We start from the raw sequence: 12,645 nt of genomic DNA on the forward strand, positions 1-12,645 counted from the left end.
CGGGAGCTGAGGACCGTCCGCGTCGCCTCGGCGCACGAGGCTGCGCGCGTACGCAGGGTGGCTGCCCTACCGGAGTCGTTACGGAAGGTGGTCAGTCCCGCCGTCATGCGCGGAGGCGGCGGTCCCGCGGACTTGTTCGCCGGCATCGCCGTCGAGCCGCTCGGCGAAGAGCATCGCCACGTCGTCGGCCAGGCAGCCATCGGTGTGCCGCATCAGCCCCTGATGCAGTTGTTCCAGGAACTCCTGCGGGGTGCGGGCCTGCGCCGCTTCCAACGCCTCGGGCAGGGCGAAGAAGTCGTTGTCACTGTTGCGGGCCTCGATCACACCGTCGGTGTGCAGCAGCAGGCGGTCACCGGGCACGAACGGGTAGCTCTCCACCTTGCCGGGCGGCCCGATGATGAAGTCCTCCAGGCCGAGGGGCGGCAGCGGGCAGGCGGGCATCAGGGCCGCGGCCCTGCCCTGGCGCAGCACCAGCGGGGGCGGGTGGCCGCGGTTGACCACCTCGACCACGGGCCGGTCCGGCACCTGGACCACGACCGCCGTGACGAACCCCTCCAGCAGAGCCTCGGGAGCGACCGCGCCCGGCACGGCGGTCTCCCTTCGTAGCGCAGCCCCGCAGTGGTTCATCACATCCACCAGGTCGTCCTCGTAGTGCACGGACTCCCGGAAGGCGCCCAGGACAGCCGCGGCGGCCCGCACGGCGGGCAACCCCTTCCCGCGCACGTCCCCCACGATCATCCGGATCCCGTACCGGGTCTGCACGGCTTCGTAGAGATCACCGCCGATCTGCGCACCCGCCTCGGCCGCGAGATACATGCTCGCCGCCCGAACGGGGCCCAGCCGGGCAGACACGGGCCGCAGCAGGACCTCCTGTGCCGCTACGGCGATCCGCCGGACCTGGTTGAGCTCGCTCTCCGTGCGCCTGCGCACTGCGCTGCTCGTCATCACACTGGCCACCGACACCAGGAGAAGAGCCAGGAGGTTGCTGTAGACCTGCTGGCTGCCCCACGCCTGGTTGTACGTGGCGGTGGTCACGCTGACGGCCAGAGCGACAAGCGCTGCGGCGAGGGTGCCCTTGGGGCCCATCGTCACCGCGGCCAGCGCCGGGGTCGCCATCAGGATGGGCCCGGTGTACACCACGTGCGCGGGCGTGAGCTCGATGACCACCACCAGCAGTGCGAGCACGAACGGCACACACTGCGCGAGTGTGAAGAGCACCCTGCTGTGGCCATTCGGAGCAGACGAGCGGAAGAGCGGCCGCATGGGTACAGGCTCCCTCCTTCACGCGCGGCGTTCCACCCGTCGCTCCCCGCCGCCGGGGCACGGGGTGACCGAACGGGACCCGGCGGACCGGTGCGCACCCTGACGCCACCCCGGCGGCGTCCTGATTGCGCGCTGATGGCATCGCGATGGTGGGCACGTAAAAAATCTTCGGCCCGCAGCGACGGACGGACCCGCCCTCCCCGTAGAGCAGATGTCGGACCGCTCCACGGCTGAAGGGTGAACCGTATGGGTGTCGAGATCTGCGTGGAAGGACTCACCAAGTCCTTCGGCCACCAGGTCATCTGGCAGGACGTCTCCCTGACGCTGCCCGCCGGCGAGGTCTCGGTGATGCTCGGACCTTCGGGCACGGGCAAGTCGGTGTTCCTCAAGACGCTCGTCGGGCTGCTGCGGCCCGACCGCGGGTCGATCCGGATCTCGGGCACCGACATCACGGCCCTGCGCGAGCACGATCTGTACGAGGTGCGGAAGCTGTTCGGTGTGCTGTTCCAGGACGGCGCGCTGTTCGGGTCGATGAATCTCTACGACAACATCGCCTTCCCGCTGCGCGAGCACACGCGCAAGTCCGAGAGCGAGATCCGCCGGATCGTGCTCGAGAAGATGGACATGGTCGGCCTGATCGGCGCCGAGGACAAACTGCCCGGTGAGATATCCGGCGGGATGCGCAAACGGGCCGGCCTCGCCCGGGCCCTGGTACTGGATCCGGAGATCATTCTCTTCGACGAGCCCGACTCGGGGCTCGACCCGGTCCGGGTGGCCTATCTCAACCAGCTGATCGTCGACCTCAACGCGCAGATCGACGCCACCTTCCTGATCGTCACCCACGACATCGCCTCCGCCCGCCAGGTCCCGGACAACATCGGGCTGTTGTTCCGGCGCGAACTGGTGATGTTCGGCCCCCGGGAGCAGTTGCTGACCAGCGATGAGCCGGTGGTGCGGCAGTTCCTGAACGGCCGGATGCAGGGCCCGATCGGGATGGCGGAGGAGAAGGACGCGGCCCAGGTCGAGCAGGAGCTGGCCGAGCTCGGCGAGGGCGCGCACTCCACACCGTCCGACGCACCCGAGCTGACACCGCGCCTGCTGCCCAGTGCGGGGATCACCCGTCCGCCGCGCTGGGAGGCGATCGCCGACCGGGAGTCGCTGCGGGCGGTGCGGGCCGCGATCCGCGGAAAGTCGGTGGGCGCATGAGCCTGTCCCCCACCGCGGCACTACGGCATACCGGCAGCCTGTTCGCCATGGGCCTGGACGTGCTGCGGACGATGCCCAAACGCCCCTTCCAGGCACGTGAGTTCATCCAGCAGGCCTGGTTCGTCGCCAGTGTCACGATCCTGCCGACCGCGCTGGTCTCCATCCCCTTCGGCGCAGTGATCGCCCTGCAGATCGGCAGTCTCACCCGGCAGCTCGGCGCCCAGTCGTTCTCCGGAGCGGCCTCGGTGCTCGCCGTACTGCGCGAGGCCTCGCCGATCGTCACCGCGCTGCTGATCGCGGGGGCGGGCGGCACCGCCATCTGCGCGGACCTCGGGGCGCGCAAGATCCGCGAGGAGATCGACGCGATGCAGGTGCTGGGCATCGACCCGATCCACCGGCTCGTCGTACCGCGGGTGCTGGCGACGATGCTGGTGGCGGTGCTGCTCAACGGTCTGGTGTCGGTGGTCGGCGTGGCCGGCGGCTACTTCTTCAACGTGGTGCTGCAGAACGGCACACCCGGCGCCTATCTCGCCTCCTTCACCACCCTCGCCCAGCTGTCCGACCTGTGGGCGGCCGAGGTGAAGGCCCTGGTGTTCGGTGCGATCGCCGCGATCGTCGCCTCCTACAAGGGGCTGACCGCCAAGGGAGGTCCCAAGGGCGTCGGCGACGCGGTGAACCAGTCCGTGGTGATCACCTTCATGTTGCTGTTCGTGACGAACTTCGTGATGACGGCCGTCTACTTCCAAGTCGTTCCGCAGAGGGGTTGACGGATGCCGCTCATGAATCGCCTGGTGCTGGACCGGCTCGAGGAGCTGGGCACCCAACTGTCCTTCTACGGGCGCTCGCTGGCATGGACCGGACGTACCCTGCGCCGCTACAAGAAAGAGGTCCTGCGGCTGCTGGCCGAGGTGAGCTTCGGGCGCGGGGCCCTGGCCGTCGTCGGCGGCACGGTCGGAGTCATCGCCTTCCTTTCCTTCTTCACCGGCACCGAAGTCGGCCTCCAGGGCTACGCGGCGCTGAACCAGCTGGGCACCTCGAACTTCGTGGCGTTCCTCTCGGCGTACTTCAACACCCGTGAGATCGCACCGCTGGTGGCCGGCCTCGCCCTCTCCGCGACCGTCGGCGCCGGATTCACCGCCCAGCTCGGCGCGATGCGGATCAGCGAGGAGACCGACGCGCTGGAAGTGATGGGCGTGCCCTCGCTGCCGTTCCTGGTGACCACCCGGATGATCGCCGGCTTTGTCGCGGTGATCCCGCTGTACGTGGTCGGGCTGCTCTCCTCGTACTTCGCGGCCCGCACGATCACCACCGGCTACTACGGACAGTCGACCGGCACCTACGACCACTACTTCCAGCAGTACCTGCCGCCGGTCGACGTGCTGTGGTCGTTCGGCAAGGTGATCGTCTTCGCCGTCGTGATCATCCTGGTGCACTGCTACTACGGCTACTACGCGAGCGGTGGCCCGGCCGGCGTCGGTGTCGCGGTCGGCCGCGCGGTGCGCACCTCGATCGTGGCGATCAACATCCTCGACTTCTTCCTCAGCCTGGCGATCTGGGGCGCCAACACGACCGTACGGATTGCGGGGTAGCGCCGATGCGTGTTCCAGGACCGTCCTCGGCGAGCGCCGCCCGGCTACGGCTGTACGGCATCGCCTTCCTCGTGGTGATGGCGCTGCTGCTGTCGCTGTCCGTGGCCGTGTACCAGCAGGTCTTCACCCCGGTCGTACGGATCACGCTGGAGGCCGACACTCTCGGCAACCAGCTCGATCCGCGTGCCGATGTCAAACTGCGCGGCCTGCTGGTCGGCGAGGTGCGGGAGGTGCGGGCCGACGGTGAGAAGGCGACGGTCGACCTCGCGCTCGATCCGCGGCATGTCTCGCGGATCCCGGCCGATGTGCACGCCCGGCTGCTGCCCAAGACGCTGTTCGGCGAGAAGTTCGTCGATCTGGTGCCGCCGCACGGGTCGTCCGGCCGCCCTGTCCGGGCCGGTGATGTGATCACCCAGGACCGCACCACGGTCGGCATCGAGCTGCAGCAGCTGCTGAACGACCTGCTGCCGCTGCTGCGCAGCGTGCGGCCCGCGGAGCTCAACGCCACCCTGTCCGCCTTCGCCACCGCGCTGGAAGGGCGCGGCGACCGTATCGGCGCCAACCTGACCCGTGTAGAGGGCTATCTGCGGCGGCTCAACCCCCATATGCCGTCGCTGAAGGAGGACATCGCGCGCTTCGCGGATGTGGCGGAGGTGTACGGGGACGCGGCGCCGGATCTGATGCGGATCCTGCGCAACTCGGTCACCACCAGCCGCACGCTCGTCGAGCAGCAGGACCGGCTGGCCGAGGCCCTGAGGTCGACCACGGCGGTCGCGGGCACGGCCGAGCGGTTCTTCGACGAGAACGGCGACCGCCTGATCACGCTCGGCCGGGTCTCCCGGCCCACGCTCGCTCTGTTCGCACGCTACGCGCCCGAGTACCCCTGCCTCCTCGACGGCCTGGTCAAGCAGGAGGCCGCGTCCGAGGAGGCGTTCAGAGGCGGCCGGATGCGCATCACTCTCGAATTCGTCCGCCCCAGGCCCGCGTACCGACCCGGTGAGGAACCGCGCTATGCAGAGCGCTCAGGACCCGACTGCAGAGGTCTGCCCGACCCGCATGTGCCGGCCCCGGACGTCCGTCTCGACGACGGTACGTCGAGGACGGCGGCGAGCGGTCCGCCCGGCGGGGCCGGGGTGTCGGCCACCGCTGCCGAACAGCGGGCCGTCGGCTCGCTGGTGGCCCCGGTTCTCGGCGTGCCGGCCGAGCGGGTGCCGGCGGTCGCGACGCTGCTGTTCGGCCCGATGGCCCGCGGAACGGCGGTGAGCGTCGCATGAGGACGACACGCGCCAACGACACGGCGGCACCGCTGGTCAAGTTCGGTCTGTTCACGGTGGTGACGGTGCTGGCCACCGCGCTCCTCGCGGCGACCATCGTCAATGTCTCGTTCACCCCCGAGGACACGTACCGGGCGGTGTTCAGCGATGTCACCAGCCTGGAGAAGGGTGACGACATCCGGGTGGCCGGGGTGCGGGTCGGCGAGGTGCAGAAGATCGCGATCAAGGACCGGACGCTGGCCGAGGTGACGTTCACCGTCCGCCGTGACCGGCCGCTGCTGACCAGCACGGGTGCGGTCATCCGCTACCGCAGCCTGGTGGGTTCGCGCTATGTCGCGCTGACCGAGGGCGCGGGTGACGGCACACGGCTGAGGCCGGACGGGGTGATCCCGCTGTCGCGTACCGAACCGGCACTGGATCTCAACGCGCTGCTGGGCGGGTTCAAGCCGCTGTTCGCCGCGCTCAGCCCCAAGGACGTCAACCAGCTCGCCACCGAGATCATCAGGACGCTTCAGGGCGAGGGCGGCACGGTGGGCAGCCTGCTCGCCCACACCGCGTCGCTCACCACCACACTCGCCGACCGTGACGAGCTGATCGGTTCGGTGATCGACAACCTCAACACGGTGCTGGGGACCCTGGACAAGCGGGACGCCCGCTTCTCGGGGCTGCTGAAGCAGCTCCAGCGGCTGATCTCCGGGCTGTCCGCCGACCGGAAGCCCATCGGCGCCTCGCTGGCCGGCATCGGCGGACTGACCGCGGCCACCTCCGGTCTGCTCGAGGACGCCCGGCCGGCGCTCCGCGGCGACATCGCAGAGCTGACCGAGCTCACCGGAACGCTCAACGACAACGAGAAGACCGTGGAGGGCGTGCTGAAACGGCTGCCGAACAAGCTCGACAAGCTGACGGGGACCGCGTCGTACGGCTCCTGGTTCAACTTCTACCTCTGCGACTTCGACGGCCGCATCGTGCTCCCGAAGACCGAAGAGGTCATCACCCCCGAGCTTCATGTCGCCCGGGCGAGGTGCTCATGATTCCGTTCCGCGACCGCAGTCCCGTGGCGATCGGAGCCGTCGGCGTCACCACGCTCGCGCTGCTCGCCGTGGCCGCGTTCAACGCCGACAGCCTGCCCCTGATCGGCGACGGCGAGACCTACAGCGCCGCGTTCTCCGAGGCGGGCGGGCTCAAGCCGGGCGACGAGGTACGGATCGCCGGCGTCAAGGTCGGCAAGGTCGACGAGGTCGATCTGGACGGCGATCATGTGAAGGTGACCTTCCGGGTCAAGGGGCAGCCGGAGTTCGGCGCCCGCACCGGAGCGGCCATCAGGGTCAAGACGATCCTGGGCGCGAAGTACCTGGCCCTGCAGCCGAAGGGGCCGGGGCAGCTGGCGCCCGGCAGTGAGATCCCGCTGAACCGCACGGTCGCGGCATACGACGTGGTGGCGGCGTTCAGCGATCTGACGACCACCACGGAGAAGGTCGACACGGCCCGGCTGGCAAAGGCCCTGGACACCATCTCCACCACGTTCGAGGACTCGCCCGAGGACGTGAAGGCGTCCATCAAGGGACTGTCGAAGATCTCCCGGACGGTGGCCTCCCGTGACGAGGCACTGCGCGAGCTCCTCGACCATGCCAACGGGGTGACCGCGGTCCTCTCCGAGCGCTCGGGCGAATTCGCCACGCTCGTCCGGGACGGAGACAAGCTGTTCAAGGAGATCACCAGGCGCCGGGCCGCGATTCACGCGCTGCTCAAGAGCTCGGCCGCGCTCGGCGTCCAGCTGTCCGGCCTGGTGCAGGACAACAAGAAGGAGATCGGCCCGGCGCTCACGGGCCTCGGCCAAGTGGTCGCCATGCTCGAGCGCAACCAGGCGAGTCTGGACCGCAGCGTGCAGCTGCTCGCGCCCTACGTGCGGGTCTTCACCAACACCCTGGGCAACGGCCGGTGGTTCGACAGCTACATCCAGAACATGGTCGCCGCCCCGGTGGTCCCACGGACAGGAGACTCCCGATGAGCCGCTTGCGGTCAAGGAGATTCAGCATGCCGAAGAGGCGCGCGCGCCTGGCGCTGGTCGTCGCGCTCGCGCTGGTCGCCGGCGCGACGGCGGTCGTCCTGTGGCCGCGTGCGAACCCGGTCCGGGTCACCGCGTACTTCCCGCGCACGGTCGGCATCCACCCCGGTTCGGACGTGCGCGTCCTCGGGGTCCGCGTCGGCGAGGTCAAGGAGATCACCCCGGAGGGCCGACGGGTGCGGGTGGAGCTGGAGTACGAATCCGGGCGGAAGGTCCCTGCGGACGCCCAGGCCGCGATCATCAACTCCTCGGTCGTCAGCGACCGTTACGTCCAGCTCCTGCCCGTCTACCGGGGCGGGCCCACGATGGCGGACGGGGCGGTCATCCCCGAGAGCCGTACCGCCGTGCCGGTCGAGCTCGACCGGGTCTTCGACTCGCTGCACACGACGGCCGAGGCGTTCGGGCCGCGCGGGGCCAACGGGGACGGATCGCTCTCCCGGCTGCTGGGGGTGAGCGCGGACAACCTCGAAGGACAGGGCGACCAGCTCCACCGGACGGTCGAGGACCTGTCGCTCGCGGTCACCACCCTGTCGGACGGCCGGAAGGACCTGTTCGGCACCGTGCGGAATCTGCAGGTGTTCACCGCGGCGCTCGCCGCCGACGACAGAGGCGTCCGGTCGTTCAACGACAGCCTCGCCAAGGTGGCCGACCAGCTCGCCGGGGAACGCAAGGACCTCGCGGCGGCGCTGCGGCATCTGGGCAAGGCGCTCGGCGACGTGTCCGCGTTCGTACGCGACAACAAGAAGTCTCTGACCGCCGACGTGAAGGGGCTCAGCAAGGTCACCAAGGTGCTGGTCACCCAGCGCGCGGCGCTTGCGGAGCTGTTGGAGGTGGCCCCGGCCGGGCTGTCCAATCTGCAGAACGCGTACAACCCGTCCTCCGGCACCCTCGACACCCGCAACAACCTCGAGGGGGCACAGGACCCGGCGGCGCTGCTGTGCTCGCTGCTGCGCACGACCGGGGACGCCGGGGGCCCGAACCCGGACTGCAGGGAGCTGGAGAAGCTCTTCGACACACTGCCCCGACTGCCGCACTCCGCACCGGTGTCGGGCACGGGTCCGGTCGACCGGACGCTCGGCGGAATCCTGGAGGCCGGGGCATGAGGGTCACACGTGTCAGCAGTGCGCTGCGCAGGGGCAGGGCGGCCGCCGTGTGGACGGCGATGGGCTCGGTGGTGCTCACCGGCTGCGAGTTCAACGGGCTCTACGACGTGGGGCTGCCGGGCGGCGCCGCCACCGGCGGCGACGCCTACCGGGTCACGGTCGAGTTCCGTGACGTACTGGATCTGGTGCCGCAGTCGGCCGTCAAGGTCAACAACGTCACGGTCGGGTCGGTCGAGAAGGTGGACCTGGCCGGCTGGCACGCCCGGGTGCGGCTGCGGGTCGACGGCTCGGTGAAGCTGCCGGGCAACGCGATCGCCGAACTGCGCCAGACCAGCATGCTCGGCGAGAAGTACGTGGCACTGTCCGCCCCGGTGGACGCCGCCCCGTCGGGCCGGCTCGCCGACGGCGACCGTATCCCGCTGTCCCGCAGCGGACGCAACCCCGAGATCGAGGAGGTGCTCTCGGCGCTGTCGGCCCTGCTCAACGGCGGTGGCGTCGCCCAGCTCAAGACGATCACCGTGGAGCTGAACAAGGCCCTCGAGGGCCGCGAGAACCGGGTGAAGTCGCTGCTCACCGAGCTCGACACGTTCCTGGCCGGACTCGACGGGCAGCGCAAGGAGATCGTCCGGGCGCTGGAGGGCATCGACCGGCTGTCGAAGCGGCTCGCCAAGGAGAAGAAGACCATCGCGACGGCGGTCGACACCCTGCCCGGCGCCCTGAAGGTGCTGGCCGACCAGCGCCGTGACCTGACCGCGATGCTCACCTCGCTGTCGGAGCTCGGCACGGCGGGCACCAAGGTGGTCAATGCCTCGCGGGCCGATGTGGTGGCCAATCTGCGCAGTCTGCGGCCGATCCTGGAGCAGTTGAACAAGGCGGGCAGTGATCTGCCCGACGCGCTCGAGCTCATGACCACGTATCCGTTCCCGCGCAATGCGACGGACGCCGTCAGGGGCGACTACGTGAATCTGTCGATCACCGCCGATCTCGACCTGGCGAGCGTCTACGGCAATCTCGCCGACGAACCGCCCAGGAAGCCGGGCAGGCCGGGTACGCCCGGGCCACCGGAGCTGCCGGACGTCCCGGAGCTGCCGGAGCTGCCCGAGGTCCCCGGTGTCCCCGTGCCCACCGCGTTGCCGCAGGCACCGGGCGCTCCCTCCGCCCCGTCGGGCGGTGAGGGCCCGCTGTGCCCGCCGGTGTGCACCAGCAGTTACGCCGCCCGTCACGCCGCCCATGGCCGCGCGGACGCCGACGGCTTCCCGCCGGGGGTCGATCCCGCTCTCGCCGAGCTGATGCTGAAGGGGATGCAACCGTGATCACTCGTACGGTCCGGGCCCAGTTGCTGGCATTCGCCGCGGTCACCGCGGTCGGTGTGTCGTACGTTGGCGCCCGCTACACGGGCCTGGCGGACCTGATCCTCGACCGCGGCTACACCGTGCGCGCCGAGTTCGCCGAGTCCGGGGGCGTCTTCCCGGGCGCCGAGGTCACCTATCGCGGGGTGCCCGTGGGCCGGGTCGGTGCCCTGCGGCTGGCCGACGCCGAGGGGGTGTCGGTGGCGCTCGACATCGAGGACGGGGCTCGGATTCCTGCCGACACCCTGGCGGTGGTGGCGAACCGTTCGGCGGTCGGCGAGCAGTACGTCGATCTTCAGCCGCGCGGCACCGGCGGCCCGTTCCTGCGCGAGGGCAGTGTGATCGGCCGCGGTGACACGCGGGTGCCGCTGCCCACCACGGATCTGGTGCTCAGCCTGGACCGGCTGGTCAACTCCGTCGGCAAGGAGGATCTGCGGACAACGGTCGACGAGCTCGGCAAGGCATTTGCCGGTACCGGCCCGCATCTGAGCCGGCTGGTGGACTCCGGCAACAGCCTCGTGGAGTCGGCGTCCGCCTCGCTGCCCGAGACGACATCGCTGATCGAGGACTCGCGCACGGTCCTTGCGACACAGGCGGACAAAGGGTCGGCGATCAAGTCGTTCTCGCGCGATCTGGCCACCCTGACCGCCGAGTTGAAGTCCAGTGACGGCGACCTGCGCAGGCTCATCGGCTCGGCCGCCCCGGCCGCGCAGGAGGTCAACTCGCTGCTGAAGGCGAACGAGACCCATCTGCCCGTCCTGCTCGGCAATCTGATCAGCGGCGGCCAGATCACGGTGGCGCGGCTGCCCGGCGTGGAACAGGCCCTGGTCACCTTCCCGGTGGTCGTCGCGGGCAGCTTCACCGTCATCCCCGGTGACGGCACCACCCACTTCGGCTTGGTCACCGGCGCCGGCGATCCGCCGCCGTGCCGCCAGGGATACGGGACCCAGCGGCGCGATCCCGCGGACACCTCCGAGCGCCCCGCGAACACGGACGCGCGCTGCACGGCACCGCGCGGAAGTGCCACCTCGGTCCGCGGCGCGCAGAACGCGCCCGGCGCCTCCACGGGCGCGGGGGCGGCCCGTGCCTCGTATGTCACCCCCTACGACCCGGAGACCGGCATCGCGACCGGCCCGGACGGAACGTTCGTCGAGATCGGCTCGACGGGCGGCGAACAGAGCCTGCTCGGAAAGGACTCGTGGCAATGGCTGCTCGTCGGACCCATGGCATGAACGGGAGCATTTTCACGCGCCTGACCCGGTCGCTGCGCCTGCTCGGCGCCAGGCAGGCGGCCGCTGCGCGGGGCGGCAGGACGGTGTCCGCGGCGCTCGCGGTGGCAACCGTCGTGACGACGGCGCTGAGCGGCTGGCTCTGCGTCCAGGTGTACGAGCAGCGTGTGGAGGCGCAGCGCCACCAGGACATCCTGGCCGCGGCCCGGCAGTCCGCGCTGAACTTCACCTCGCTCGACCACCGGCACTACGACCGGGACAGCGCAAATGTGCTGAAGGGCGCCACAGGTGACTTCAGGGCCCAGTTCGCCGCGCAGGCGGCCGAGTTGACCAAGCTGGTGGCGGCGAACAAGTCCGTGTCGCAGGGGCAGGTGCTGGAGGCCGGGATCACCCGCTCCGACGAGCGCACCGCCCGGGTGCTGGTGGTCGCCGACAGCAAGGTGACCAACACGGCCGCCCCCGGCGGGCAGGCCCGCACCTACCGGCTGCAGCTCGATCTCGTGCTCGAACGCGGCCGCTGGCTCACTTCCGATGTCGAGTTCGTCGGCTGACCGCGCGCCCGAGCGCACACGTGTACCCGAAGCAGTGAGGAGCAGGACCGTGGCGAACCCGACTGGACGAGGCTCCGGCATCGCATCCCCAGCCCGCCGATCGATGGCCGCGGCCGCCCGCGCGGCGGCCAAGCGCACGGACCGGGTCGGGCCCGGGACGGAGGTGCCCGTCAGGGTGGCGGAGCAAGGCACCGGGCCGGTCCCCGCCCCGGGTCAGGCGGCTCGGGACGGAGCGGACCCGGTGGAGCCGGACGGGATCCGGCTGGAGGCGCCGGACGACGCGGATCAGGGGCGGCGCGCGGACGATCAGTGCGCGGGTCCGGTCCTGCACGCGGACGAAGCGGCGGCCGAGGCGGCGCGGGGCCGGCGGCGGGGCCGGCTGAGTGCCGTACTGGCGGTGCTGGTGGCGGTGACACTGACGGCGGCCGGTGTGCTCGGCGCGCAGTACGCGGACGGCCGGCTCACGGACAGTGCGCGCGTCGAGGCGCCGGCCGCGGCGCGGAAGGTGGCGCCCGTGGTGCTGTCGTACGACTACCGACGGCTCGACCGGGACTTCGCAGCGGCGCGCGGGCATCTGACCGGGAAGTTCCGTGACGAGTACGGCAGGACCACCTCGAAGGTGGTCGCACCGACCGCGACCAAGTACCACGGGGTGGTCAAGGCCTCGGTGGTACGGCCGCCGGACGGCGGCGCACCGGCCGTCTCGGTGGTGTCGGCCTCGCCGGACCGGGCCGTGGTGCTGCTCTTCGTCAATCAGGTGACCACGAGTACGCAGGTCACAGGCCCACGTGTGGATCTGAACCGGGTGCGCATGACGATGGCCCGTACCTCCGACGGCTGGAAGGTGAGTGCGGTGGACGCGCTGTAGCCGCAGCGCGCGTATCCGCGCGGCGCCTCCGGTGCCGGGACGGCAGAAGCCTGTTGAGCAGGCCCTGCGTCCCGGCGCCGGAGGCGCCTTTTTGTCTGCCCTTTTGCCTGCTTCTTTCCCTGCCTTCTTGCCTCCCGGTTCGTCTGCC

12 protein-coding genes are annotated in these 12,645 nt (G+C 70.4%); 11 read left to right on the forward strand and 1 reads right to left on the reverse strand.

Features of this window, described 5'->3' with window-relative positions; all coding sequences use genetic code 11:
- Positions 1-78: 78 nt before the first annotated feature.
- Positions 79-1,194, reverse strand: coding sequence for a PP2C family protein-serine/threonine phosphatase (locus tag ABZ208_RS17595; protein ID WP_356910357.1), 1,116 nt, complete (start codon positions 1,192-1,194; stop codon positions 79-81).
- A 315-nt stretch (positions 1,195-1,509) separates the two neighbouring features.
- Between ABZ208_RS17595 and ABZ208_RS17600 the strand changes: the two genes are divergently transcribed.
- From ABZ208_RS17600 to ABZ208_RS17650, 11 genes are read left to right on the forward strand one after another with little or no spacing between them, the layout of a single operon-like run.
- Positions 1,510-2,469 (forward strand): ABC transporter ATP-binding protein, encoded by a 960-nt coding sequence (locus ABZ208_RS17600; protein WP_356910358.1) that lies wholly within the window; start codon positions 1,510-1,512, stop codon positions 2,467-2,469.
- A complete protein-coding gene (locus ABZ208_RS17605) occupies positions 2,466-3,236 on the forward strand; it encodes an ABC transporter permease (protein ID WP_328394639.1) in 771 nt (256 codons plus the stop codon). Before ABZ208_RS17600 ends, ABZ208_RS17605 begins: the two co-directional genes overlap by 4 nt.
- Positions 3,237-3,239: 3 nt before the next feature.
- Complete coding sequence (locus ABZ208_RS17610) at positions 3,240-4,058, forward strand: ABC transporter permease (RefSeq protein WP_328394641.1); 819 nt, start codon at positions 3,240-3,242, stop codon at positions 4,056-4,058.
- A gap of 5 nt (positions 4,059-4,063) precedes the next feature.
- Positions 4,064-5,332 (forward strand): MCE family protein, encoded by a 1,269-nt coding sequence (locus ABZ208_RS17615; RefSeq protein WP_356910359.1) that lies wholly within the window; start codon positions 4,064-4,066, stop codon positions 5,330-5,332.
- Positions 5,329-6,363 (forward strand): MCE family protein, encoded by a 1,035-nt coding sequence (locus tag ABZ208_RS17620; RefSeq protein ID WP_356910360.1) that lies wholly within the window; start codon positions 5,329-5,331, stop codon positions 6,361-6,363. The genes ABZ208_RS17615 and ABZ208_RS17620 overlap by 4 nt, the downstream gene beginning before the upstream one ends.
- The gene (locus ABZ208_RS17625; RefSeq protein ID WP_356910361.1) at positions 6,360-7,340 is read left to right on the forward strand and encodes an MCE family protein; all 981 of its coding nucleotides are present in this window, start codon (positions 6,360-6,362) and stop codon (positions 7,338-7,340) included. Before ABZ208_RS17620 ends, ABZ208_RS17625 begins: the two co-directional genes overlap by 4 nt.
- 26 nt (positions 7,341-7,366) lie before the next feature.
- On the forward strand, positions 7,367-8,500 hold the full coding sequence (locus tag ABZ208_RS17630; protein ID WP_356910362.1) for an MCE family protein: 1,134 nt from the start codon (positions 7,367-7,369) through the stop codon (positions 8,498-8,500).
- Positions 8,501-8,559: 59 nt separating this feature from the next.
- Positions 8,560-9,813, forward strand: a complete 1,254-nt coding sequence (locus ABZ208_RS17635; protein WP_356910421.1) for an MCE family protein — start codon at positions 8,560-8,562, stop codon at positions 9,811-9,813.
- The gene (locus tag ABZ208_RS17640) at positions 9,810-11,081 is read left to right on the forward strand and encodes an MlaD family protein (protein ID WP_356910363.1); all 1,272 of its coding nucleotides are present in this window, start codon (positions 9,810-9,812) and stop codon (positions 11,079-11,081) included. Before ABZ208_RS17635 ends, ABZ208_RS17640 begins: the two co-directional genes overlap by 4 nt.
- Positions 11,078-11,629: a hypothetical protein gene (locus ABZ208_RS17645; RefSeq protein WP_356910364.1), complete on the forward strand. Its 552-nt coding sequence runs from the start codon at positions 11,078-11,080 to the stop codon at positions 11,627-11,629. The genes ABZ208_RS17640 and ABZ208_RS17645 overlap by 4 nt, the downstream gene beginning before the upstream one ends.
- 49 nt (positions 11,630-11,678) lie before the next feature.
- A complete protein-coding gene (locus ABZ208_RS17650) occupies positions 11,679-12,497 on the forward strand; it encodes a hypothetical protein (RefSeq protein WP_356910365.1) in 819 nt (272 codons plus the stop codon).
- Positions 12,498-12,645 lie beyond the last annotated feature (148 nt).

This window comes from Streptomyces sp. NPDC006208 (assembly GCF_040613775.1).
Lineage (GTDB): Bacteria > Actinomycetota > Actinomycetes > Streptomycetales > Streptomycetaceae > Streptomyces.